At 69.2% G+C, this 22,625-nt stretch carries 23 protein-coding genes and 1 pseudogene; 8 read left to right on the top strand and 16 right to left on the bottom strand.

Going from position 1 to position 22,625, the window contains the following annotated elements:
- Positions 1-106: 106 nt before the first annotated feature.
- Positions 107-370 (top strand): annotated as a pseudogene (locus OG811_RS25850) (hypothetical protein); the annotation flags it as partial.
- On the opposite strand, the gene OG811_RS25845 reads toward OG811_RS25850, so the two are convergent.
- The 4 genes from OG811_RS25845 to OG811_RS25830 form a co-directional block, all read right to left on the bottom strand.
- The gene (locus tag OG811_RS25845) at positions 371-646 is read right to left on the bottom strand and encodes a hypothetical protein (protein ID WP_406076022.1); all 276 of its coding nucleotides are present in this window, start codon (positions 644-646) and stop codon (positions 371-373) included.
- Between the two features lie 304 nt (positions 647-950).
- Positions 951-1,460 carry a hypothetical protein gene (locus tag OG811_RS25840; RefSeq protein ID WP_406069412.1) on the bottom strand — a complete coding sequence of 170 codons (510 nt, stop codon included), beginning with the start codon at positions 1,458-1,460 and terminating at the stop codon, positions 951-953.
- 50 nt (positions 1,461-1,510) lie between these two features.
- Positions 1,511-3,028, bottom strand: a complete 1,518-nt coding sequence (locus tag OG811_RS25835; RefSeq protein ID WP_406069410.1) for a hypothetical protein — start codon at positions 3,026-3,028, stop codon at positions 1,511-1,513.
- 13 nt (positions 3,029-3,041) lie between these two features.
- Positions 3,042-3,428, bottom strand: a complete 387-nt coding sequence (locus OG811_RS25830) for a hypothetical protein (protein WP_406069409.1) — start codon at positions 3,426-3,428, stop codon at positions 3,042-3,044.
- A 291-nt stretch (positions 3,429-3,719) separates the two neighbouring features.
- Here OG811_RS25830 and rph point away from each other — a divergent pair, with 291 nt between their 5' ends.
- Positions 3,720-6,317 (top strand): rifamycin-inactivating phosphotransferase, encoded by a 2,598-nt coding sequence (gene rph / locus OG811_RS25825; protein ID WP_406069408.1) that lies wholly within the window; start codon positions 3,720-3,722, stop codon positions 6,315-6,317.
- 210 nt (positions 6,318-6,527) lie between these two features.
- On the opposite strand, the gene OG811_RS25820 is transcribed toward rph, so the two are convergent.
- The 4 genes from OG811_RS25820 to OG811_RS25805 form a co-directional block, all read right to left on the bottom strand.
- Positions 6,528-7,217: a hypothetical protein gene (locus OG811_RS25820; protein ID WP_406076020.1), complete on the bottom strand. Its 690-nt coding sequence runs from the start codon at positions 7,215-7,217 to the stop codon at positions 6,528-6,530.
- A gap of 172 nt (positions 7,218-7,389) precedes the next feature.
- Entirely contained in the window at positions 7,390-7,791 is a 402-nt protein-coding gene (locus OG811_RS25815) for an SHOCT-like domain-containing protein (protein ID WP_406075911.1), read from the bottom strand.
- A 41-nt stretch (positions 7,792-7,832) separates the two neighbouring features.
- Positions 7,833-8,075 (bottom strand): hypothetical protein, encoded by a 243-nt coding sequence (locus OG811_RS25810; RefSeq protein WP_406069406.1) that lies wholly within the window; start codon positions 8,073-8,075, stop codon positions 7,833-7,835.
- Complete coding sequence (locus OG811_RS25805; RefSeq protein ID WP_406069404.1) at positions 8,075-8,281, bottom strand: DUF2089 family protein; 207 nt, start codon at positions 8,279-8,281, stop codon at positions 8,075-8,077. The genes OG811_RS25810 and OG811_RS25805 overlap by 1 nt, the downstream gene beginning before the upstream one ends.
- A gap of 368 nt (positions 8,282-8,649) precedes the next feature.
- Between OG811_RS25805 and OG811_RS25800 the strand changes: the two genes are divergently transcribed.
- Positions 8,650-9,180, top strand: a complete 531-nt coding sequence (locus OG811_RS25800) for a hypothetical protein (RefSeq protein ID WP_406069403.1) — start codon at positions 8,650-8,652, stop codon at positions 9,178-9,180.
- A gap of 171 nt (positions 9,181-9,351) precedes the next feature.
- A complete protein-coding gene (locus OG811_RS25795; protein WP_406069402.1) occupies positions 9,352-9,849 on the top strand; it encodes a hypothetical protein in 498 nt (165 codons plus the stop codon).
- 55 nt (positions 9,850-9,904) lie between these two features.
- Here the strand turns inward: OG811_RS25795 and OG811_RS25790 are convergent, their stop codons facing one another.
- Together OG811_RS25790 and OG811_RS25785 are read right to left on the bottom strand one after the other, a co-directional pair.
- Positions 9,905-10,540: a DUF6518 family protein gene (locus OG811_RS25790; RefSeq protein WP_406069400.1), complete on the bottom strand. Its 636-nt coding sequence runs from the start codon at positions 10,538-10,540 to the stop codon at positions 9,905-9,907.
- Between the two features lie 69 nt (positions 10,541-10,609).
- Complete coding sequence (locus OG811_RS25785; protein ID WP_406069398.1) at positions 10,610-10,738, bottom strand: hypothetical protein; 129 nt, start codon at positions 10,736-10,738, stop codon at positions 10,610-10,612.
- Positions 10,739-10,850: 112 nt separating this feature from the next.
- Between OG811_RS25785 and OG811_RS25780 the strand changes: the two genes are divergently transcribed.
- On the top strand, positions 10,851-11,372 hold the full coding sequence (locus tag OG811_RS25780) for an RNA polymerase sigma factor (RefSeq protein ID WP_406069396.1): 522 nt from the start codon (positions 10,851-10,853) through the stop codon (positions 11,370-11,372).
- The gene (locus OG811_RS25775) at positions 11,359-12,570 is read left to right on the top strand and encodes a WD40/YVTN/BNR-like repeat-containing protein (protein ID WP_406069394.1); all 1,212 of its coding nucleotides are present in this window, start codon (positions 11,359-11,361) and stop codon (positions 12,568-12,570) included. The genes OG811_RS25780 and OG811_RS25775 overlap by 14 nt, the downstream gene beginning before the upstream one ends.
- A gap of 90 nt (positions 12,571-12,660) precedes the next feature.
- Here the strand turns inward: OG811_RS25775 and OG811_RS25770 are convergent, their stop codons facing one another.
- The 4 genes from OG811_RS25770 to OG811_RS25755 all read right to left on the bottom strand — a co-directional run bounded on the left by OG811_RS25770 (position 12,661) and on the right by OG811_RS25755 (position 15,710).
- On the bottom strand, positions 12,661-12,849 hold the full coding sequence (locus tag OG811_RS25770; protein WP_406069392.1) for a hypothetical protein: 189 nt from the start codon (positions 12,847-12,849) through the stop codon (positions 12,661-12,663).
- A 136-nt stretch (positions 12,850-12,985) separates the two neighbouring features.
- A complete protein-coding gene (locus OG811_RS25765; protein WP_406069390.1) occupies positions 12,986-14,248 on the bottom strand; it encodes a helix-turn-helix domain-containing protein in 1,263 nt (420 codons plus the stop codon).
- On the bottom strand, positions 14,235-14,396 hold the full coding sequence (locus OG811_RS25760; protein ID WP_406069388.1) for a hypothetical protein: 162 nt from the start codon (positions 14,394-14,396) through the stop codon (positions 14,235-14,237). The genes OG811_RS25765 and OG811_RS25760 overlap by 14 nt, the downstream gene beginning before the upstream one ends.
- A 126-nt stretch (positions 14,397-14,522) precedes the next feature.
- Positions 14,523-15,710 (bottom strand): helix-turn-helix domain-containing protein, encoded by a 1,188-nt coding sequence (locus OG811_RS25755; protein WP_406069387.1) that lies wholly within the window; start codon positions 15,708-15,710, stop codon positions 14,523-14,525.
- A gap of 445 nt (positions 15,711-16,155) precedes the next feature.
- Here OG811_RS25755 and OG811_RS25750 point away from each other — a divergent pair, with 445 nt between their 5' ends.
- Entirely contained in the window at positions 16,156-16,389 is a 234-nt protein-coding gene (locus OG811_RS25750) for a hypothetical protein (RefSeq protein ID WP_406069385.1), read from the top strand.
- A gap of 741 nt (positions 16,390-17,130) precedes the next feature.
- On the opposite strand, the gene OG811_RS25745 is transcribed toward OG811_RS25750, so the two are convergent.
- Positions 17,131-19,059 (bottom strand): hypothetical protein, encoded by a 1,929-nt coding sequence (locus OG811_RS25745; RefSeq protein ID WP_406069383.1) that lies wholly within the window; start codon positions 19,057-19,059, stop codon positions 17,131-17,133.
- Positions 19,060-19,085: 26 nt separating this feature from the next.
- A complete protein-coding gene (locus OG811_RS25740; RefSeq protein ID WP_406069382.1) occupies positions 19,086-19,589 on the bottom strand; it encodes a hypothetical protein in 504 nt (167 codons plus the stop codon).
- 144 nt (positions 19,590-19,733) lie between these two features.
- On the opposite strand from OG811_RS25740, the gene OG811_RS25735 reads away from it, so the two are divergent.
- On the top strand, positions 19,734-22,517 hold the full coding sequence (locus OG811_RS25735; RefSeq protein ID WP_406069380.1) for an AAA family ATPase: 2,784 nt from the start codon (positions 19,734-19,736) through the stop codon (positions 22,515-22,517).
- Positions 22,518-22,625: the final 108 nt, after the last annotated feature.

The raw sequence follows: 22,625 nt of genomic DNA, 5'->3' as shown, positions 1-22,625 counted from the left end.
TGAAAGACGATGACCAGTGGCCACACCGAGCCCAGCTGGTGCACCGCGGGCCAGCCCCTCAGCCTCGCCAGCTCAAACGAGAAGAGACAGGGGTAAGTCGGGCGATATACCAGGTCATGACACATCAGTGGACGAGGAACACTCCCGGCAGGCGAGGGTCGATGACACGACCGTCGAAGCGCTCGGCGAGTTAAGCAAGGCGCTGGAGACGATCCACCGCGTCCGAGGTCACCTGTACTCGGCGCACCAGCTCGTCGGCGGCGCGGATCTCACCCTCGATCGGGTGGTGAGGCTGCTCCGCGGGGCCGGGCACGACGAGGTGGCCGACCGGGTCGAGCAGAAGCTGTTGGGGCGCAACGTGCTACCCGGGCTACGCCGTAGCGCTACCGGCGAAGCCGTGCGGGATCATCGAAGCCAGGGCGTTGGCTCTGGCCTCGATGATTCCCATGCGCGCCTGGTACTCGGCCGGTTCCCGGTGCGCAGCCTGGCTTGTGACCTGGCCGGGCCACTTGCGGTAGAGCAGGCCGTACTCGCGGGTGAAGTAGCCCTCGCTGACCGCGTTCGCGGCGAGCAGGAGGCCGGTGTCCTCGGAGGCCGGCAGGGCCATCCAGCCGCCCAGCGCGAAGAAAGGTCTCGCCGCAGGCACAGAGTCGCAGAATGCACCGATGCCCGGTCGACCCCTCGTCAGCTCACCGCGCTGACCAGCCCTGATGCCTTAACTGAACGGCATTGCGCCAAGAGGCAGGTGGACACCCCGAAGAACGCCGGGAGTAACCAGTTCTGGTGCGCGGCCTCTCCTCCGGCAAGCCGTCGTCCATGCATGGTGACTTCATGAACGCCTGGGAACCAGATCGCCTCGCTGGCGGCTGACCAACGCCCCTGCACGTTCATTGTCGGACGGCTCCCTCGCCTGAGAGAGGGGCCGTCCGACGATGAATAGACCACTATGGTCAGAAAATCACGCTGATCCCGGCCGCCTTGCACGCGGCGGTGATGTCCTTGCCGGCCTTCTCGAAGGCCGGGTTGTCGGCAGCGGTTGCCGGGTCCGCCGCCGCTGCGGCCTTGGACGCCTGGGCGCCGAACTCCTTCAGGGCGGCGACCAGCTTGGTGTCACCGCCGGTCGAGGCTGCCGTGGTCAACTTCTGTTCCAGCTCCGTCAGGATCTTCTTGTAATCCGCGGCCGACGGCTCACCAGCCATGGCGGCCTTCAGGACCTCCGCCTTCATCTCGTCGCTGGCCTTCTTCACCGTCTCGCAGAGCTTCTTGTCGCTCATGGCGCCCGTCGCGACCGACGAGGCCGGCGCGGCGGTCGGGGAGGCGTCCGCTGAGGTTGCGGCGGCGGCCGTGGGGGCAGGCGGCGTGGATCCGGCGGTCGTCGCCGTGTCTTGGTCACCGCAGGCGGTGAGAGCCGTCGTGGCGGCAAGGATCAGCAGCGCGGTGGCAATTCGAGAGCGGTTCACGGACGCGCACGCTAGCCGATGTGCGAGAGATGATCAATTCCTCACGGGTCTCAGCGCGGCGGGCGACGCCGGGGCCGACCCGCCAGCCGGGCCAGCAGATCCTGGTACGCCTGGGTCCGATCCGCCGGGTTCACGGACATCGCGTCGGCGGCCATCGCCGCGTACGCCTCCTGCTCGGTCGCGGCGGCCACCGCGTCGGTGGCTGCCCGGTGCGCGCGCTCCTCCGCCCGGCGCCGTTCCTGCCACGGACCGACGGCCGCGGTGGCGACGTGCAGGCCGGCCAACCCACAGCCGAGCGCGACCAGCACGAGGAAGATGAACGCCACCCCTTCCCCGAAGGAGGGCAGGGCCCCACCTATGCCGAGGGACCGCTCCAACAGCCGGTCATGGCGGGCGTCGAGGTAGTCGGCCGCGCCTGCCCCGGCCACACAGCCGAAGGTCAGCGCGGCGCCCACGCGGACCACCATGACCCGGGGTGACGCAAACCAGGCGGCGGGCGACCGCGGCGCCGGATCGTATGCGGCACCGAGCCGGAACGCGGCCGGCACAAGCCCGAGCGTGGCCCCCAGTCCGCCCACCACGATCTGGGCGCTCAGGATGCCCGCGACCCGCAGGTCATACCAGGATCCGGCCAGGCAGGCGAGGAACACGAGGGCGCCCGTCCAACCGCCGACGAACACCAGCGCCCGCCGGACGGCCGCCAACCGGGCCGCTGGAGTCGTCCGCGCCGCCTCAGCCGAGCGCCACTGGTCGGCCCGCCGCTGCGCATCCCGGAGCTCGTCCGCGGCGCGTTGCCGCTCTGCCTCCCGCCGACCACGCTCGTCGTCCCGCCCAGCCTGCTCCGCCCTGAGCCGGGCCTCTTCCGCCGGGCCCACGTATGGCGACAGGAGTCTGGGACCGCTCGACTTCTGTAACGGGTGATGCTGTGGCAGGTCGGCGGGGACCCGCCAACCGATGCCCGTGGCGAGCACGACCCGCAACCCGCCGACCGGCCGGTCCGGCAACAGCGCCGCGACGCCGGACGCGTTCCGCCGATCATCGATCCCGTCGACGACCAGCACCAGTCGTTCGCCACGCCGTGCGCACGCCTCGGCCGCTTCCGTGTAGCGGCCGAACAGGTGCGCCTCTCGCGTTGACCTGGTCAGGTGGGCCGGCATCGATCCGTCGGTCAGCTCGACGAGCTGCTCCAGCACCACGTCGACGAACGCGGCGCGGTTCTCCCGTTCGGTGCGGCCCGCGGCGACGAAGTACGACACCACCCGCACGCCCGACGGCGGGTGCAGCACGAACCAGGACATCAGCGCCGTCATGCCGGCCCCCGAAGCGGCGTCCCACCACAGGTACGCGTCCGGCCCGTCGCCCGTGCAGAAGGCCGCGAGCCGCGCCAGGTCGGCCTCCCGGCTCAGCAGCCGGGCCGGGGCGATCCGGCGGACCTCCGCCAGGTAGGCCGACCGCACCACCGGGCCGAAGTTGTTGTGCTGGACGTTGTTGTCGCCGACCTGCACGCCCCGGGCGTCGCGGGCGTCGACATCTCGCGACCGGCGATCGTCCGGCTGGCCGCTGCCCATCTGCCCGACCGCCTCAGTAGTAGTTGTTGTGTTGGGTGTTGGTGCTGCCGAGCTGGACGCCCTGCGCCCCACGCAGGTCGACATGCCCGATCTCGGTCCGTCCGCCGGCCGCCTCGGCGCGCGCCAGCAGGTCCCGCGCGATGCTGAGGATCTGCTCGTCCCGGTCGACGCCGACGCGGATCAGATCCTCGGCGAGGCGGACCTGCCAGACCCCGGACCCGTCCACCTCCAACGATTGCAACGCCTCCTGGCCACGGCCGGTCAGCCTCTGCCGCACCAGACCCCGCAGGTTGACGGCGCCATCCCGCACGAGGGCGCTGGTCGCGTCGGTAACCCCCGTCGTGGCACCTAGCGCCAAGGCAGCGAGAAGCAGTTCCACACCGTCCACGCGTTCCTCCATCAGCGAAGCGTCACCACGATGGCCTTATTGGACCATTCGCAGTGCCGCCGGGGATGCCCGCGCCGGGCGACAAAGCAAAGGCAGGAAGATCGCACTCCCTGCCACTTCTAACGTATAGCGCATTGGGGGGCTTGCGGCAAGACCCGGGTCTTGCCGCAGAATCGGCGGCCGGGCTCAGCACCGGCGAGGAAATGGGGGGCACGACGTGGGTGTGTTGTCGATGTTCGGGGGACGCGGCGACCGGTCGGCCAGTGCAATGCAACGGAGCACGGCAGCCTGGGAGGTATCGAAATGATCGAGCAGTACGTGTTGGATCTTGAAGAGGTTGACGAGACGCAGGTCGCGGTCGTCGGCGGCAAGGCCGCACACCTGGGCGGGCTGTCGCGGATCGACGGCATTCGCGTACCGGCTGGCTTTTGCGTGACGACGGCCGCCTTCCGGCGGATCATGGCGGAAGCGGCGCCGATCAACGATCGGCTCGATCAGCTGTCGCGCCTGAAGCCGGATGACCGGGACGCGATCCGCGCGCTCAGTGCGGAGATCCGCCGGACCATCGAAGGGATTGCCATCCCTGGCGATCTGGTGGCGGCAATCACCCGCGCGCTCGCCCAGTTCGGAGAACAGGCCGCCTACGCCGTGCGATCCAGCGCCACGGCGGAGGACATGCCGACGGCCTCCTTCGCGGGGCAGCAGGACACGTACCTGAATATCCTGGGGTCGGCGGCGATCCTCCAGCACGTCAGCCGGTGCTGGGCGTCGTTGTTCACCGAGCGGGCTGTGACCTACCGCCTGCGGAACGGCATCGACCACCGTACGGTCGACATGGCGTTGGTCGTGCAGCAGATGGTCTTCCCGGCTGCGGCCGGCATCCTGTTCACGGCCGACCCTGTCACGGGCAACCGGAAGCTCGCCACCGTGGACGCCAGCTTCGGTCTCGGCGAGGCCCTGGTCTCCGGCCTGGTGAACCCGGACGTCTTCACGGTCCGCGACGGCGGCATCGTCGCCAGGACGGTCGCTGCCAAACAGCGTGCCATCCACGCCCTGCCCACTGGCGGGACTCAGGAAGTGACGATCGACCCGCAGCGGCAGGAGCAGCCAGCGCTGACGGACGCGCAGGTCGTGCGGCTCGTCCAGCTCGGGCGACGGATCGAAGCGCATTTCGGCCGCCCGCAGGACATCGAATGGTGCCTGGTCGACGACGACTTCCAAATCGTCCAGAGCCGGCCGATCACCACGCTGTTCCCGATCCCCGCGACTGGCGACGGGGGGAACCACGTCTACCTCTCCGTCGGTCACCAGCAGATGATGACCGACCCCATGAAGCCACTGGGGCTCTCCATGTGGCAGCTGACGGCCATAGCGTCGACGCACGAGGCTGGCGGGAGGCTGTTCGTCGACGCCACCCGGCTGCTCGCATCGCCGACGAGCCGCGCCGGCTTCCTGGAGATGATGGGGAGGTCCGATCCGCTGATCAGGGACGCGCTGGAGATCGTCCTCGACCGCCCCGACTTCGTCCCGACGCTCCCGGACGGTGGTCCCGTCGGTCCGACGGTCGGCGGCGCACCCGCCCCGATCGAGACCGATCCGGCCATCGTCTCCGAGCTGGTCGAGCGCAGCCAGACGTCCATCGCCGCCCTGCGGCGCGACATCGCGACGTTGACCGGAGTGGCGCTGTTCGACTTCCTGCTGGAGGCATTCCAGGAGCACAAGCGGAACCTCAGTGATCCATTGAGCATGCAGGCGATCATGGCGGGGATGGGGGCCACCTGGTGGCTCAACGACCAGCTGCGGGAATGGCTGGGCGAGAAGAACGCGGCCGACACCCTCACGCTGTCGGCCCCCGGCAACGTCACGTCGGAGATGGGACTGGCGCTGCTCGACGTCGCCGACGTGATCCGCCCGCATCCGGAGGTGGTGGCGTTCCTGCGGGGCGTCGAGGACGACGACTTCCTGGACGAGTTGCCGAAGTTCGCGGGCGGGACCGAAGCGCGTGACGCCTTCGAGTCCTACCTCGACCGGTACGGCATGCGCTGCGTCGGCGAGATCGACATCACGAGGCCGCGTTGGCGCGAACGTCCCACCACGCTCGTGCCCCTGATCCTCGACAACATCAAACTCTTCGAGCCGGGCGCCGCCGCGCGGCGTTTCGAGGAGGGGCGGCAGGCGGCGCAGAAAAAGGAACAGGAGGTGCTCGAACGCCTGCGGGCACTGCCGGACGGGGAGCAGAAGGCCGACGAGACCAAGCGGATGATCGACCAGGTCCGGACCTTCATCGGCTATCGGGAGTACCCGAAGTACGGCATCGTCAGCCGCTACTTCGTCTACAAGCAGGCCTTGCTCGACGAGGCCGAGCGCCTCGTGCAGGCCAACGTGCTCCCCGAGAAGGAGGACATCTTCTACCTCACGTTCCAGGAGCTCCACGACGTCGTGCGCTCGAACCAGGTCGATGGCGAGCTCGTCCAGCAGCGCAGGGACGCGTTCCGGTCGTACCAGGCGCTCACGCCGCCCCGGGTGCTGACCTCGGATGGCGAGGTCATCACCGGGGCGTACCGACGCGACGACGTTCCGACCGGCGCCCTGGTCGGCCTACCGGTCTCTGCCGGCACCATCGAAGGGCGCGCCCGCGTCATCCTGGACATGGCCCAGGCTGATCTCGAACCGGGTGACATCCTCGTCACCACCCACACGGACCCGAGCTGGACGCCCCTCTTCGTCGCCATCACCGGCCTGGTGACGGAGGTCGGAGGATTGATGACACACGGCGCGGTGATCGCACGCGAGTACGGCCTACCCGCTGTCGTCAGCGTGGTCGATGCCACCCGGCTGATCGCCGATGGGCAGCGGATCCGCGTGCACGGCAGCGACGGGTACGTCGAGATTCTGCCCTGACCGACGTCACTTTAGCGCCCAGGCGATATCGGAAGGGTTCCCGCCCACAAACGTGTGCATGCCGATTCAGCATGGAGGCGACGGCTTCTGTCTTCGACAGCATGTCGAGTTCCTGGCAGCGTCTGAGCCAGGGCGAAGGTCCGGGCCCGGGTCTGGGATCTGCTGGCCCGCAGGCCGGATGGATTCCCCTGGCTGAGTGTGGCGGGCACGTTACTGGCCGGGTGGGTGGTCATCGACCTGGACGCGACCCTGATCACCGCCCACAGCGATAAGCAGGGCGCGGCGGCGACGTTCAAACGCGGGTTCGGGTTCCACCTCGATCATGAAGTTGTGCACCTGGGGGAACTGGCATTCGAGCAGCAGGACGATCTCCGCGCTGGCGGGCCGGACGAGCAGTGCCTGCTTGAGCGCCGCGCCCTTCCCAGCCCCATAGGTCTGGGTCGACACGCGGACGGGGTCGCCGGCCTTGCTGCGCAACTGCTCACGGATCTGGAACGCGGCCATGCCGCAGTTGGCCCACTGGCGGCTCTTGTCGCGCAGCTGGATCTGCGGGTCGTCGGTCCGCCCCGTGCTCAGCACCGCCGTGGCGAGCTTCGCCAGATCGTCGCCGCCGATGGCCTCGTCACGATGCCGTTGACTGTCGGTGGCACCCGCGATCTCGCCCTGCGCATACCTTTTCGCGGCGGTGATGGCTTCGGCCCAGGTCGCGAAATTGCTATCAAGCAGCAGGGTGCTCGCAGACCAGGTCAACAACCTACCGACCGTCTCGCCCCGGAGATCGGTGGGCAGGAGCGGCGTGATCCGCGTCAGGATCTCGTCGCAAGCCTGCTCGTCGGTCTCCAGGTTGGGCATCCGACCGTCCGGTGGGTACGTCGCCCGCTCCTCGGCGATGATCAGCATCTCGACCTCTACTGTCCCTTGTGTACGACCCGCCCCCACGGTGAGCCGGATTCACGGTTGGACCCTTCGTGGGTCAGCAGGCCCGCAACGTCGGACCTCCGTCCAGGGAACCGGCCGAACAGTGGCACTCCGCCGCCGAGGAGTCCTGGAGGCAGGAGAAGCCACCGGGCGGCTACTCGCAGAAGACACGTACCTTGCTGTCGGGCTGGTCGACCTCGATGGCCACCTCGTCGAGGTGCGCGATCAGAGCCTCGAGTTGCTCGGGTTTGAGCTGGGACAGATCGAGCGGAACGCCCGATCGAGCGAGCTCCGCGTTAGCCTGGGCCAGCGCTTGCGGGGGGATCAGCGCGGCCAGCCGTACGCCGGCTCGCAGCAGTTGCAGTGGCACCCGGACGTTCACCCGGCCCGGCTCGCCGTTGTCGGTGGTGTCCACCAGCACGCGCAGGTACTTCGCCTTGGCCTTCGGCCGGATGTCGGCACTCGCGGCCACCGGCGGCTGGTCCCGCTCCAGCGCGGCGATCAACTGCTCGGCCTCGTCTGCGGTGATCCTCCCCTCGGCCAGCATGTCGAGGATGTCCTTGCGTTGGTCGTTTCATAGCAACCTCCTGTTGTTCCTTACCGGATACTGACGAGCACACCCGTACGGCCCTCTCGGACGTCGACCCGGGTGCCCGGCATCGCGCAGAGAAGCCGCCAGCCGGTGCCGAATGCCCGCATCACCTCGATGCGGTACACCAGGCACGCGACGACCGCCCCCAGCGCGGCCAGGATCAGGAGCACCACGGGGAGCACCGGCACCCACAGCCGGACGGCACGACCCGTCGGGCGCGCGACCCGGACGGTCACCAACTGCGGCATCATGTGCCACCGTCCAACTCGGTCAGCGCCTGTTGTGCGGTGATCTCGCCGCGGCGCAGCCGATCGATGATGTCGGCCCGCGACGGCGCCGGATCGGTCTCGACGAAGTCGAGCATCTGGGTGATCCGGTTCAGTCGTGACTTGATCGTCGGGTAGCTCACCCCGAAGATCCGCTCCATCTCCTTGATGGAACCGTGGCACCGCACGAACGCCGTGACGAAGACCTGGTCCTCGACGTTGAGCTGAGCCAGTTGCGGTAGCTCGAACCCGCCCTCGATCGCGGCGCCGTTGCCGCCAGGCGCACCTCGGCTCGGGGCGCTGCGTGGTCACGGCCGATCGAGCACCGAGTAGGCCGAGACCATCCGCCCCGGGCATGATCCACTCGCCTTCACGGATACTGGGGCATCCGGGATGCCCTGACACCCCGACATCACGGAAACCGAGTCGATCATGATCAGGCCGACCACGCCACCGCGCATAAACCGGACAAAGGCCGCGCTGTCCGCGTAGTGGTTGCGGAACCGCCAGGTCCCGGGTCGCCAGGTGCGGCGGTGATGCGCCGCGAAGGCCCGACTTGACGCTCGCTCTACCCGCCGCGGGCGACGCCGCGTCGGCGGCACCGCAACCGCCGCTCGCGTCAAGCACGCCAGCACCGGCGCAGTCGGACTGGCCGGGCCAAAACGAACTGATGGACGCCGCCGTGAAAGTGGAGAACACCGCCGTCCGCAACTGGTTTCATGTGTACGCCGCGATAAGCCTCGACATGCCCGGACAGGCGCTGCTGGTTCACCGCTTATCCCCACGCCCGCGTGGGCGTCAAGTCGAACGGCTGCCTGTTCGGCTCCATGATGGCAGGCTGGGATCCCAGAACGGGCCTGGCCACCACAGCTTCGTGCGGCTCAACGGCGACATCGCCACGAGCCCACCCGCCGGGCCGAGGTTCCCGCTGATGTTCCACGCCGCACCCGAGGGCACCCCGTACTCCTGGGCGAACCGGTACTGGCACACCGGCACTTTCTGCTGGTGGGGCAACACCACCTACCACCGCGCCAACGTGCCCGGCCCGACGGCCGACACCGGGTTCAGCATCAAGTTCCTCGAATGATCCGGACGCCTTAACGACCGGCGCCGACCAGTGTGGCGAGACGCTGTCCACGTCCACCAGGGCGCGCGCGACGCCGCGCAGGTCCACTTCCCGCTGAGCTAGCCGGGTTTCGTCGGGGGCCGGGCCGCCAGCCCGGCCCCCGACGCGTTCACCACGAAGGACCATGAACCGATGACATCTGAACTACCCGCGTACGCGGTGCCGGGCATCGAGTCCGAGGATCCCACCGGCGACCCGGGCTACTTCTTCTACCGCGTCGACCGACTCGCCGGCTTCCCCCCGGTCGCCGCGGCCATCGGCCGCACCCCGAGCGTCCTGCCGGCGATCTGCTCGGACGACAGCTCGATGCGGGAGGCTTTCGCCCAGAGCAGCGCCGCGCTCTGCCGACAACTCTGGATCGGTACTGCCGACGGGCTGCACTGGGAGTTGAGCTTCGGCGACGGCGTGAAGTTCATCGTCGACGCTGGGGACGAGCCCGTGGATTTCCTCCGGGACGCTCTCGTGGCGCAGCCCCGCGTCAGCTCCGCCGAACACTATTGCGACGAGAACTTCAAGGTCGAAACGACCCAGGTGCTGCGGGCCGACGAGATGGCCGCCTACTTCATCGACACGGTCGTCACCGCCCACCGCGAGTTCGCCCGCCGCCAGGGCATCGACCTGCCGTACTGAGGCCCCCCGCACCCCACAGGCTCGTCGGACGTTGGCGGTGTGCTGCGCGTCAGCACTACCAACCGGCCGACGAGACGGTCCCGCTGGCCACCGCGAAGCTCACCAGAATCGCGCCGGCCAGCGGCACGGCCACCGCGACGGCAAGCGCCCGCCGACGAGGCGACCCACCGGTCAGCACCACGATCAGCAGGCCCAGCGCAAGGTCGATGGCCACGTTCCACCACGCGCTGGCCCCGTAGTCGGGGTCGGTCGCCTTACCGGCGAACCGGGCCGCCTCCTCGAAGAACACGGCGGCCGGCATCGCGATCCCGACGACCTGCCGCCACCCCGCGCCGCGCGCCCAGGTCCCACCGGTGCCGAAGACCACTCCGGCGAGCACGCCGAAGAACATCCAGACCAGCGACGACGGTGCCCAGAGCACCGCGAGGTCATCGCCCTGCAGGAGCGCCGCCGCGAGGTAGTAGCTGGGCACCGCGACGACGAGCAGGACGGCGGCACCGAGTGCCGAACGCAGCCGCCCGGACCGCACCCAGTACCCGAAGAAGAAGGCAGCGACCGCCCAGGTCGCGGTGGAGTTGCCGAGTTCGGCGAAGGGGAACGGCAGCCACTTGATCCAGCAGAAGTCGAGAAGGCCGAGCAGGAGTCCGCCCACCACGGAGACGAGCGCCACCGTGCGGTCACCAGGTCGCATGGCCGCAGAGCATACCGAGTATGCCCCGACTGACCTGGTCGGCCCCTCCCCCATCGAGCCAGCAGCCGGTCAACGGGTGAGGCCGACCAGCGTCGCCAGTCGCGCCACGCCGGCCGGGGCCGGGTGGCCCCGGGCGACTTCGGCGATCACCGTACGCGCCAAGGCCGGCACCAACGTGCCCGGTCCGACGACCGACACCGGATTCAGCATCAAGTTCTTCGAAGGATCCCGCCGACCGACATAATCGGGTCGCTCACCGGAACCTTCCTCCCTCCCCGTTGGTGGGATTGGTGGGAAGAGAGGGGTGACGGTGTCCGACGGTGATCTGATCTCCCGGCTCTACGCCGGCTGTTTCCGACGCCTGGTGGTCCAGCTGTACGCGGTGACCGGCGATCTGAACGAGGCGCAGGAGGCGGTCCAGGAGGCATTCACCAAGGCGCTGGTCGCACCGAGGCGCTTGGCCGAGCTGGAGAACCCGGAGGCGTGGCTGCGCCGCGTCGCGGTGAACGAGGCCCGCAGCCGCTACCGGCGCCGACGCGTACTCGATCGGCTGCTGCGTCGAATCGGCCCGCCGCCGGCCGTCGCCGACCGCTCGCCGGAGCACCTCGCCCTGCTCGCCGCGCTGCGCGGGCTGCCCGAGGGGCAGCGACAAGCCCTTGCCCTGCATTACCTCGTCGACCTGCCGGTGGACGAGGTCGCCGCCACGCTGGGCGTCTCGGCCGGGACCGTGAAGTCCCGGCTCTCCCGGGGCCGGCAGGCCTTGGCCGTGCTGCTCTCCGACTCCGACCCCACCGATGTCACGGATAGCGGGAGGACCAATGTCCGGTCGTGAGTTCTTTGGATTCGACGTTGACAGGATCAGCGAGGCCGTCCGGCAGCCGCCCCTCGACGAGCTGCGGTCCACGGCCCGGTCCCGCCGGCATCGGTCGGTCGCCGCGGTGGCGACCGCCCTGGTCGCACTGGCCGGCGTGGCGGCCGTACCGCTCGTGGCCGGATCGGACCGGACCAACCCGGTGTTGCCGGTCGGACCGGCACCCCGGCCCGACCACTCCGGCGACTTCACGCTGACCGGCCCGGACTCCGGCGTCGACGTGCGAAGGGACGGCTGTGTCCTGCGGTTCGCCTTAACCGACGACGGTGGCCGGAGCTGGTCGGACTGGGACGCGGCCCAGTTCCGGGGCACCAGATGCGAGGCCAGCCCTCCCTCGACGTTCGGGAATCTCGAGTTTTCCATCCTCAGTGACCGGTCCTACCTGGTCAGCGACGCTGGGCTGCGCCGCCTCTCCACCGACTACGGCCGTACCTGGCGGGACGGGGACCAGGCGATCGTGGCGGTTCCCTCGTTCCCGGCGACGGCCCGGGCGGTCTTCTGCGGGTTTTTCTGCGGGGCGGTGCAGGAGCCACTGGCGGTTGATCCGTCGACCGGCACCGTGTACCGGCTCGCCGGCAAAGCACCTTCGGGGCATCCACTCTTCAGCCTCTACCCGAGCCCGGACGGCACTGTCTGGGCGACGTACCGATTGAATTCGAGCTCCTCGGGAGCGACCGTCGCCCGCAGCGGCGACCGAGGCGCGACCTGGACCACCTGGGAGGTGGGGGCCGACGAGTCTGTGGTGGCGTTCGTCGGGCTCGACGACCGGGAGGGGTACCTGCTGACCGAGCCGTTGACCGCGGGCGGCTCTATGCGGCTGCTGAGAACCACGGACGGTGCGAAGACCTGGACGAACACCGGCGCCGACCTGCCGGTGCGGGCGCACTGGGACCTCACGGCCGGCTCCGACGGATCCCTGCTGGCGATCACAGCGGGAGGAGGCACGGAGTCCAGGCCTCTCGCGCGACTCCTGGTCAGCCGGGACGACGGGCGGACCTTCACGCTAGCCCGGGAGTACGGGCCGCTCGTCGGCTCGATCAGCGTCGCGCCCGGGTACGCCTGGCTCTTCGGCCGGGACGACGGCACCACCGGCGAGCCGGATCACCTTCTGCTCACCACGGACGCGACCACCTGGACGCGCTTGATGCTCTCGCCCTGAGGGCAGCGACTGGGTAGCGTTCCACAATGGAACCGCGTCGCCGCACCGGCCATCCGGCAGGGCGGGGGGGCGACGCTGTGAGCGGTTGACCTAGTCGTCCTCCATGACGGGCTCGGCCCAAGCTGGGCCGGACTCGATGCGCTCCATCCCCTCCACGGTGACACAAAAGCCCGGCGGCACCCGGACATCGCGTTGCATCAACCTGGCGAGAGCCATGGCCTTTCCGCCCACCGCCTGCGCGCCAGCCGTCGTCGCGGCATCCAATGGAACGATCTCCATCCCAGCCCTTTTCGAGTTCATCTCACCCTCATACCCAGCCGGCACCCCAAGAGAGGACGCGGATGTCCCGGCAATCGAGCGGCCCGCAGGTGCTCACTGGAATCACCGACCACAGTGTAAGGACGTTCCCCGCCGATCAGCGGGTGAGGCCGACCAGCGTCGCCAGTCGCGCCACGCCGGCCGGTGCCGGGTGGCCCCGGGCGACGTCGGCGATCACGGTACGCACCAGAGGCCGGCACCGGACCTCGGCAGGCGCGACACTGTCCGCGTCAACCAGCGCACGTGCAGCGCCGCGCAGGTCACCAACCTGGAGGTAAGCCCGCGCGGCATCCACCAGGTACGCGCCCCGATACTCGGCCGGCAGCCGCCGCCACGCCTCCCGCCGGATCACCGCCGCGTGCCGCTGCACCGCCTCGGCGGCATCACCCCGCTGCGCCGCCAGCACCACCCGCGCCAGGTCGACAACGATCGGTCCGAAGCTGGTCCGGTGCGGGTCGTCGTACCCCCTGAGCTGGGTGGCGATCCCCGCGGCCCGGTCGGTCAGCTCGTCGGCGCGGCAGGTGTCGCCGCAGCCAGCGGCGGCCAGTGCGGCCTGGAGCAGCAACGTCCCACCCACAGCCCACTCCCCCGCCGACCGCCGCGCCTCGGGCGCGCCCCCACCTCGACGATCATGAGGTTGACGGGCGGTTTGATCTCTACACAGCCCGTCAACCTCATGATCACCGAGGCGGGATGGGGTCGGGTGGGTGAGGGGCGGGAGGACGCGGGTCGCGGAGGTGAGCGTCGCGGCCAGGGCCAGGCGGTCTCGGCCTGAGGCGCGTAGCGCCTGGCTGACCGAGATGGCCGCTGTTGCCGCCAGGATCGGGTCGTCGCCGGCGGCGGCCATCGCCCGGTCGGCGGCCAGCCACCCAAGGTCGGCCTCGCCGAGCTTCACCAGCACCGACGAGGTGATCCGGTACGCCTGCACCAGCAGCTCCGCCGTCTGCGCGCCCTGGACGGCGTCGAGCAGACCCGGCAGCACCCGCACCAACTGCCCGTAGTGCGCGTGCTGGTAGGTCAACCAGGCGTACCCGACCTGCCGCCGCAGCTCTTCCGGCGTCTGGGCTGGGGCCTGCGGAGTGTCGTAGCGGGCGAGCGCGGCCCGGATGTCGTCCACCCCGTCCGGCGTGCCGGCAGGGGTGCTCCGCTGCTGGCCGAGCAGCACCTCCGGGTCGACCCGCAGCACGTGGGCAAGCTCCTGAATCACCGAGTACCGGTCCAGGGTGCGCACGCCCCGCTCGACCTTGTCCACCCAGCTCTTCGACCTGCGCAGCCGGTCGGCCAGCATCTGCTGCGTCATCGACCGCCGCACCCGCCAGCGCGCCACCCGCCGGCCGATCGGCAGGTCATCGCTGGTCACGCCGCCACCGCCGGTCCGGGACCGCACGGGTCGTGTCCTCCACCGGTACGCGCTCCGCCTCGGCCTGCGCCAGGAGGCGCTGTTTGGCAGCCTCCCGCTCGGCCGCCTCACCCTTACTCTCCGGACCGCCATCGTCCTGACCACTCATGCCCGCCTCCGCCGGTAGATGCCCAGCGGCGATGCACCCTCCACCAGCCGCGTCAGGCCTGTCAGGACGCGGTCACGTCCCAAACCGGACAGTAGGGCAGATTCGTGATGGCGTAATTACTGCTAGTTATGCCGCCAGGTTGATGCCGATGCGGCCGGCGAGCAGGCGCAGCTCGTCGGGGATGGCACGACGCTGGGCGCGCTGCGCCAGGGTCACCACGGCATCGCGGGCGAGCGGGTTGATGGCGAACGGCACCGGCGCGGCCCGCTCAGCCTGCACGAATGCTGCGAGGGCTTCTACGTCCCGACGACCGCCGTCTGCGAGAGCGCGTCCGAGATCGAGCCAGTAGGACTGCTGCCGGATGGATGCCGCGAGCACCTGCGGTCGGACCGTCCGGGACAGTTCGATCACTCGGCCCGACTCGCCCTGCTCTGCCGCAATGGACATCTCCCAGAGTCCCACATTGGTCGGCCCGAACCCACAGCCGTTGAAGCCGGCCCCGTCGACCGGATCCCCGAGCGTCGCCGCTTCGCGGACCGCCTCGGTGAGGTGGTCGCGAGCCACGTCCAGGCGACCACTGACCGTCGAGGTCAGCGCTGCCGAAAGGTGGAGCTGTCCGAGCATCTGTCGTACCCGCTCGTCGGTAGCGTCGGCTTGCAACTCGACTAGCGACCGGTCGGCGGCACGGGCAGCGAGTGGTGCGGCTTCAATCGGCAGGCTTTGTGCGTAGGCGAAGCGGGACGCCGCGATCCACGCAGGGTCTTCGGCGTCTTCGGCGACCATCCCGGCGAGCCGGGCGGCGTTGAGGGCTAGGTGCCGGTATCCGAGGTTCCGCAGACAGGTAGAGGCTTGGTAGGCGACTTGGACGAGCACGGTGCCGCCCACAGCGGCGGCTTCGAGCAGGAGGTTTGGGAGCATACGAGCCATCGCCGGGTAGTTGCACGAGGTGCGGAGCTGCTCGGTGCGGGCGATCTCGGCCGCCAGGCGTTCCGTTGTGTAGGTCGACGGGCGGCGCTCGCCGTCCTCGATCTCGATCAGGGCCGACCAGATCGCCGGCACGCACTCGGCGGCGCTCTCGCGGGCTGGATCGCCTGACTCCGTGCCCTGGCCAAGCAGGTCGGCCACCGTGACCTGGAGTGCGGCAGCGAGAGAGACCAGAGTGGACCGGCGATCGATAGTCTTCCGTCCCGACTCGACCTGCGACACGTACGACTGGGTGACGCCAGCGAGCCCAGCGAGGACGGCCTGAGTCATGCCGCCCCGACGCATCCGCCAGTACCGGATCCTGGCACCGATGCTGTCCGGCTTCTTCACTCCACCTTCGCCCGCTCCCTTGTAGGACTGGGATAGCGGCTACGGTTCTCTATCCCTGCGCGGTTAGACGGTACACCCGTAGAGCGTCGCAATGGTGACCCTGAGTTCATGCCAAGCCCTCATGAACAAAATCCGGCGTACAGGTCGACTCGTCCGTCGCCCACCAGCTCAGAGACCTGATCGAGGCTCTGAGCTGGTTTTATGTCCGGGTGTCGATGGTCGTTCTTGGTCAACATTGGGCGGCGTTTGACGCCCTGACGACGCCCTGACGCCCTGGAGACGCCCTGAGCGCTGGGTCAGTTGACCTGGTGGAGCAGCTGCCGCGGCCCGGTGATCCGGTGGCAAGCCAGTCCTGGGGTTGGACTGGCGCGGCAGCCGGAAGCCCCGATGCACGACCAGGCCGACCCGCTGGCTTCCGTAGCGGCCTCCGTGGTCCCATCCGTGGATGGGATGGGACGAGCGCGTGCCGGAGTTGCTGGCGCATTTGGGTGAGATGGGTCTGATCGGGCTCGTCAAGGTTGACGGCGAGCGGGAGCACAAGCCCGAGACAGTGGTGATCTCAGGCCAGCGGCTCGAAGGTGCGTCGATCAGGCTCGACGGCAACAGCCTTGATTACTGCCTGCGCCATGCGGTCGCCGCGCTTCGTGAGCGCTTCCCGGGCGAAGTCGCTCTGGACTGAGCTCCGACCGTGGGGCGGTGTCCCGGCGGCTTTCGGTGGCTCACCGCCCCGGCGCCGTAGGCGGCCGGGGCGGCTTGCCGCCGGCCGGGCTTGCCGCCCCGCACCGCGCGGAGCGCGGTGCGTTGATCCTAAAAAGAGCAATTCGGCAGGACAGCAGTCTCGCTCAGCTTTCTCTTGCCTCGGTCAGGGGTCACGGCCCCGGCGTTGTTCCGTTGCGTCCGGTTTGATCATGGTTCGTTGGATGCCGTAGACGGCGAAGGTGTCGCTGCGGTCGTGCAGGTCGCGGCGGGCATGGGCGATGTTGGCGCGTCCGGCGAGGCGGAGCCAGGATCAGAATCACCAGCAGCGGGTGCCGACGACCCCGCAACCGGTGCGGGTCCGGCACCTCCCGCAGCCGGTCGAGCAGCGATCACGCCATGGACAACGGGTCAACCCCACCAGGGTCCACCGCGAGTTTTCCTCCCACAGGCCCAGATCGGCGAGGTGGTCAACAACAGGGCTGATCGGGGAAGATGACGACACGAGCGCGACTCCTGGGACGATCTTCTGGCCTAGACACCCGAAAGATCATCAGAAGTCGCGCTCGTCCCACAACTCCAACCTCGTCCGGCCCCCAACATGGACAGAACATCTCAAGCCGGAACAACGCCGGGGCCCTGCACCGCCTACGGCATCTAACAAACCATGATCAAAGTAGACACAAAGGAACAACGCTGGGGCCGTGCGAGTGGGTGGGCCTCCTCAGGAACCGCAGAAGTTGCCGACGTCTACCGGGATGGTGAAAGTCCCCGCCTTGCCTCCGCCGGAGGCGATCAGACCACCCGGTCCGGCGATTTCCGCACCGGATCCTTCCAACTGGATCTCCAGCCAAACCGTCTGACCGGCGTCGTGCACCCGCGCTTTTCCGCTGAACGGTGCGGAGCTCTTCAGCCTGCCGAAGCCCAGGATGCTGCTCGATGTTCCGTCGAGCACTCCGAGGACCGCGCCGGTCCCATCCGGTTTGATGGCGGCTGTCATGTCGCCGGTGTAGGTCCAGCCGCCACCCTCGCCTTGAATCTTGCCACCCATTTTGATCTTCCAGTCACCGGCCGGGCCGCCGCAGACCTGCCCGGCGAAAGTGATCCCACCGAGCGTGGTGTTGATCCGATAATCGCCGCCATAGTCGATGACCGGGAAGGTCTCGCCGAAGTTGTACCAGCCGCCCCGCTCCAAGGCGCTCAGGGCCAGCTTGAGGGCACCTGCTGCCCAGCCGGCCGGGCCACCGATCGCCGCGCCGACGATGATGCCCATCCCTTCCATGAGGTCTTCCCAGTAGTCATCCGGCTTGCTGTTGTAGGTGCCCTCCAGCCGGAAAGTCTTCTCCACCTTTTTGGCGGTATCCCCCACCTGCCGGGGCTGCCGGTGACCGATCACGGTCGCCGCAGCCTGGCCCTTATCGTTCGTCTTGACAAAGGACACTCCGACCGGTGTCGCCTGGTCAATCTTGACCAACGGTAGACCGTTGGAGGCGGCGTTGAAACCGTTCCCGGGCTGCCACTCGACCTCCGCGTTCTTCACCGGTCCGCTGTCATTGAAGGAGAAGTCCAGACCAATCCCGGCGAGGATGGCGCGGTAGCAGTTGGCGACCTCCCAGCCCTCGGTGTCGAACTTGAGCGTCACCGTCACCACGGACTTCGCGCCGTCCTGGCTCGCGCTCCGGGTGCGTTCCAGCTTTTTCGGCGACATTTCCATGGTCGGCTTGAAGAAGGCCCCGGAGACGATGAGTTTCATAAAACCCAGTAACGTTGAAACGACCACGCCCAGAATGTCCCCGCCGAGCTTGCTCAGACCGGCCTTGGCCGCAGCTTTTGCCGCGGCGTTGAAGCCCGCCGCCTGTCCGAGATCCCCAAGCCGGTCGTAGAGGAAGTCATCAGCGGCCACCACCGGGGTCATATTGCATTCGGAGGCGCGGGCCATGGCCACCGGCTGCACCCCTCCTCCCCCACCGCCACCGGCCGTGGCGCTCGCTTCTTCCCGGGAGGCCGCCCGCACCCCGGCGGTAAACCGCAGCAACAGCAGGGTCGCGCTCACCGGACCGAGCCTGACCTCCGCCGGGTCGGCCACCCCCTTGCCGAGGTCCAGCGGGGTGGTGCTGCGCTTCTCCAACTCGATGACGAACGAGGCGATGAACTTGTCCGTGGCGTTCTTACCGGCAGCGGCCTTGTCAAGATCGACGAGCAGGCCCTTCATGATCGCCTTCTCGTCGAGCTTCGCCTTCGGGTCGAGCGCACCGATCGCAAAAGCCAGCATCGGTCCCATCCTCAGTTGACTGTCCCCCCGGGTCTGCAACGAGGCGAGCAGACCGATCTCACCGGCCTGCACAACCTGCCCGATGCTGGGATTCGTCGGCTGCCGGAAAATCTTGCCGTCGGCTCCGGTGATGGTGATACCGGCCAGGTTGACCGCGGTGGCCAACGCGGCGATCCCCTCCGGCCCACCCTTCATCACCGCCTCGGCGAGAGTAGCGGCGGCCTTGCTCTCCCCGGCCTTGACCAAGACCGGTTCACCGATCCGCTCGGTGTCGATCCCCGCCGTCGGGAACACCTGTTCGCCGGTGCTCTGCGGCTTCGGGTCACCGGCCTTGCTGGTGCAACCGGCCAGGACGACAGCGGTGGCGGTCAGCAGCGCCACCCCGCGTACGAAATGCCGTCGAGACTTCACCGGTCGGCTGCCACTTGGCCGACCGCGACGGACAGTTCCTTGCCGAACGCCGTCGGATTCGACAGGTCGGGCATGGCCAACACCTGCAGAAAGTACGGCTTCCCGGCCGGCTGGACAAGCAACCCGACATTGTCGGCCCAGAACGCCTTCTCACCGACGCCACTCACCGACACGTCGCCGTGTGCCTTCACCGAGTCGTCCCACTCCCTGCCGGGCCGCGCGGTCACATAGACGGACACCGTGACGTCCTTGCTGAGGTACGTGCAGCCACCCAGCAGCGAGCCCTGGGGCTCCTGCTTCTCCGGCTGTCCGGCCGGCTTGCCCACCACCGACGCGAAGTCGTCGGCGGTGAACAGTGCACAGGTGTCGACCGGTTCGGCGGTAACGGCGATCGAGTCGCCACCCCCCGACGCCGTACCCGGCCCAGTGCCTGCATCATCCCCGCCACCGCACCCCGCCAGGGCGAACGTGAGCACACCCGCCAGCCCAGCGGCGCGCACGGATGCTCCGACCCATTTCTCCACTGAAATTTCCCCCCTTGAACCGAATCTCCAACAGCCAACCGCACCACGGCCGTTACCGAACAGCGGGAAAACCCTTGATCGGGTTGGCATCCGATGATCATGGCCACTAGGGTCTGGCCGATGGTCCGGGGTCGCGAGCGCGAGTCGGCCCAGCTCCACGAGGTGGTTGCGGCCGCCCGTACGGGCCGGGTCGAAGTACTCGTGCTCGCGGGCGAGGCCGGCATCGGGAAGACCACCCTGCTCGATACGGCAGCCCACGCCACCGAGGGGATGCAGGTCCTGCGTACCACCGGCATGCCGACCGAGACGCAGATCGGCTTCGTCGGCCTGGTCGACCTGCTGACACCGGTGCTCGAACACCGTACGCGGCTGCCGGCGTCGCAGCGGCGCGCGATCGAGCGTGCCCTCGCCCTGGGCCGGAGCTCATCCTGGCCCGCCGGGGACGGTCGGCTCACCCTGCGGGTCGCCACGCTCGCACTACTCGCTGCGGCAGCCGACGAGGCGGCCACCCTCGTGGTCGTCGACGATGCCCAATGGGTGGATCAGGAATCCCTCGACACGCTGGCATTCGCCGCCCGGCGGCTGGCCGTCGACCGGATTGGCTTCCTGTTCGCCGTACGGATGCCCGCGGGTGCTCCGCCGGAAGCCGGCCCACCGGTGCCCGGTCTGGCCGGCTTTCCTGTCCTACGGCTCGCCGGGCTGGACTATGAGACCAGCGACGCGCTGCTCACCGCCGCGGCGCCGCAACTGACCGAACGAGTCGTCCGCGACGCTGTCCTCGCCACCGCCGCCGGCAATCCGCTGGCGCTTCAGGAGATCCCCCGGCTACTCGGCCCCGACGCACTGGCCAGCGCGGTACTCGCCCGTCCGCTCCCAGTCGGGAACACGATCCGGCAGACCGTCGGCAAGACACTCGCCGAACTGGGGGACCGTACACGGGCGGCGTTGGTCGTCGCGGCGGCCTCCCAGGAACCGCGCTGGACGGACGTCAGCGCCGCACTGGAAGAGCTCGGACTGTCTCTTCACGACCTCGAACCGGCCGACGAAGCCGGCCTGATCCACCTCGGCGGCGAACCAGGGTTCCGCCACCCGCTGGTGCAGGCGGCGATCTACCACGAGGCCCCGGCCGCGAGCCGCCGGAAGTCGCACCGGGCACTCGCGGCGGCTGCGGCCGGTCACCAGGCCGCCGAGATGCGCGCCGGGCATCTCGCCGCGGCTGCCACCGGCCCCGACCCGGCGGTCGCGGTGGCCCTGGCCGAGGCCGGCCGCGTTGCCCGCGACCGGGGGGCGTGGCAGACCGCCATGATCGTCTTCCGGCGGGCGGCACAGTTCACCACTGACCCGGAGCTGCGTACCGCCCACCTGCTGGCCGCGGCGCAGGCCGCGCTGCTGGCCGCGTCGCCAGCGGCCCTCGACCTTGCCACAGCGGCGGCGGCGACGCGGGATCCCCTGGCTCGGGCCCACGCGCATCGAATCCTCGGCACGCTCTGGAACGCCGGCGGCGACGCCCGCCGGGCAGCCCAACTGTTCATGGCCGACGCCGCTCGGATCGACAGGCTCGACGGTGAGTTCGGGGTGCGGCTGCGCCTCGACGCGACCGCGTCCGCATTGCACTGCGGCGACTACGAGCTGGCCGACTCCGCAGCGCGCGACGCCGTCGAGCGAGCCGAGGCCATCGGCGGTGAGCTGCTGCTGGCCGCGCGGATCTCCGTCGGGTGGGTGCGGTTCTGCCGGGCCGAGGCCGACCCGGAGGAGCCGTTCGGGGTGCCGCTGGCGGAGGTAACGGCCCGAATTCCGGACGGTCCCGGAGTGCTGCCATTCGCCGCGCTCGCGCTGCCCTGGCTGGAGTACTACGACCAGGCGCGGGAGGTACTCGACCGGATCCAATACGACTACGACGGGAACATTTCGCCCGACCAGTTGTCGTTCAGTCACACCGTGCACGCCGATCTCGCGTTCCGTACCGGCCGGTGGGCCGCCGGGATCGCCACCGCGACCGAGTCCGCCCGGCTGGCCGGGGACCTGGGACACCACAACATCCAGGCGCGGGCGCTGACGCTCCTGGCTCAGTTCGAGGCGGCCATGGGACGGTCCGCCGACTGCGAACGGCACGTGGCGGAAGCGACCGAAATCGCCCAGTCGGCCGGGCTGCTGTCCGTCGAGATCTTCGGTGCGGCGGCCCTCGGCCTGCTGGCGGTGGGCGCCCGGGACCACGAGACGGCAGTGGCGCAGTTCGACTTCGTTCGCGCCAGCCTTGAGTCGTCCGGCGTACGGCATCCCGGCATCATCTGCTGGGCCGCTGACCTGATCGAGGCGCTGCACCGTACCGGCGCCGCCGACGCGGCTGAGCAACTGCTGGCCGAGTACGAGCGGCGGGTCGCGCGGACGCGATACCGGACCGGGGAGATCGGCGTCGCGCGCTGCCGGATCATCCTCGGCCACGCCGACGAACGCCTCGAACCGACCATCGAGAAGCTGGGGTACGGCAGTCCCGTACCGGCTCCCTTCGAGCAGGCCCGGCTGCTGCTCGCGTACGGGGAGCACCTGCGGCTGAGTGGACGGCGGGCCGAGGCACGGCGGCCGCTGCGTGATGCGGGGATGGTGTTCGCCCGGCTGGGCGCCACACCGTGGGCGGACCGGGCCACCGCCGAACTGCGGGCTGCTGGGGGCCGGGGCGTACCGTCGGTCGGCTCGCCGGTCGATCAGTTGAGCCCGCAGGAGCTGCAGGTCGCGCGGCATGTAGCGCGTGGCGCGCGCAACCGGGAGGTCGCTACGGCGCTGTTTCTGAGCCCGAAAACCGTCGAGGGCCATCTGAGTAACATCTACCGCAAGCTCGGCATCCGGTCCCGGGCCGAACTCGTCGCCCGGATGGCCGGCATCGACAACGGCCAGACTATGCGATAAGACCGCATCGATCTAGGACAAATTTCAGCTAATTGATCTTCGTTCACGAGAATTTGCCCTAGATCGACGGCGGGTTAGCGGGTGGCGGTGCGAAGCGGGCGACGTAGC

The organism is Micromonospora sp. NBC_01638 (assembly GCF_045209745.1).
Classification (GTDB): Bacteria; Actinomycetota; Actinomycetes; order Mycobacteriales; family Micromonosporaceae; genus Micromonospora.
Note: the sequence above shows the minus strand (reverse complement) of the source record. Positions and strands in the feature narration are given on the sequence as shown.

What these genes read in the sequence shown, in the direction of transcription:
- OG811_RS25835 (WP_406069410.1), bottom strand. Translation starts at nt 3,028, where the DNA reads ATGGGCAGCGGCCAGCCGGACGATCGCCGGTCGCGAGATGTCGACGCC.
- OG811_RS25830 (WP_406069409.1), bottom strand. Translation starts at nt 3,428, where the DNA reads ATGGAGGAACGCGTGGACGGTGTGGAACTGCTTCTCGCTGCCTTGGCG.
- rph (WP_406069408.1), top strand. Translation starts at nt 3,720, where the DNA reads ATGATCGAGCAGTACGTGTTGGATCTTGAAGAGGTTGACGAGACGCAG.
- OG811_RS25820 (WP_406076020.1), bottom strand. Translation starts at nt 7,217, where the DNA reads ATGCTGATCATCGCCGAGGAGCGGGCGACGTACCCACCGGACGGTCGG.
- OG811_RS25810 (WP_406069406.1), bottom strand. Translation starts at nt 8,075, where the DNA reads ATGCCGCAGTTGGTGACCGTCCGGGTCGCGCGCCCGACGGGTCGTGCC.
- OG811_RS25795 (WP_406069402.1), top strand. Translation starts at nt 9,352, where the DNA reads ATGACATCTGAACTACCCGCGTACGCGGTGCCGGGCATCGAGTCCGAG.
- OG811_RS25790 (WP_406069400.1), bottom strand. Translation starts at nt 10,540, where the DNA reads ATGCGACCTGGTGACCGCACGGTGGCGCTCGTCTCCGTGGTGGGCGGA.
- OG811_RS25775 (WP_406069394.1), top strand. Translation starts at nt 11,359, where the DNA reads ATGTCCGGTCGTGAGTTCTTTGGATTCGACGTTGACAGGATCAGCGAG.
- OG811_RS25770 (WP_406069392.1), bottom strand. Translation starts at nt 12,849, where the DNA reads ATGGAGATCGTTCCATTGGATGCCGCGACGACGGCTGGCGCGCAGGCG.
- OG811_RS25760 (WP_406069388.1), bottom strand. Translation starts at nt 14,396, where the DNA reads ATGAGTGGTCAGGACGATGGCGGTCCGGAGAGTAAGGGTGAGGCGGCC.
- OG811_RS25750 (WP_406069385.1), top strand. Translation starts at nt 16,156, where the DNA reads ATGGGATGGGACGAGCGCGTGCCGGAGTTGCTGGCGCATTTGGGTGAG.
- OG811_RS25735 (WP_406069380.1), top strand. Translation starts at nt 19,734, where the DNA reads ATGGTCCGGGGTCGCGAGCGCGAGTCGGCCCAGCTCCACGAGGTGGTT.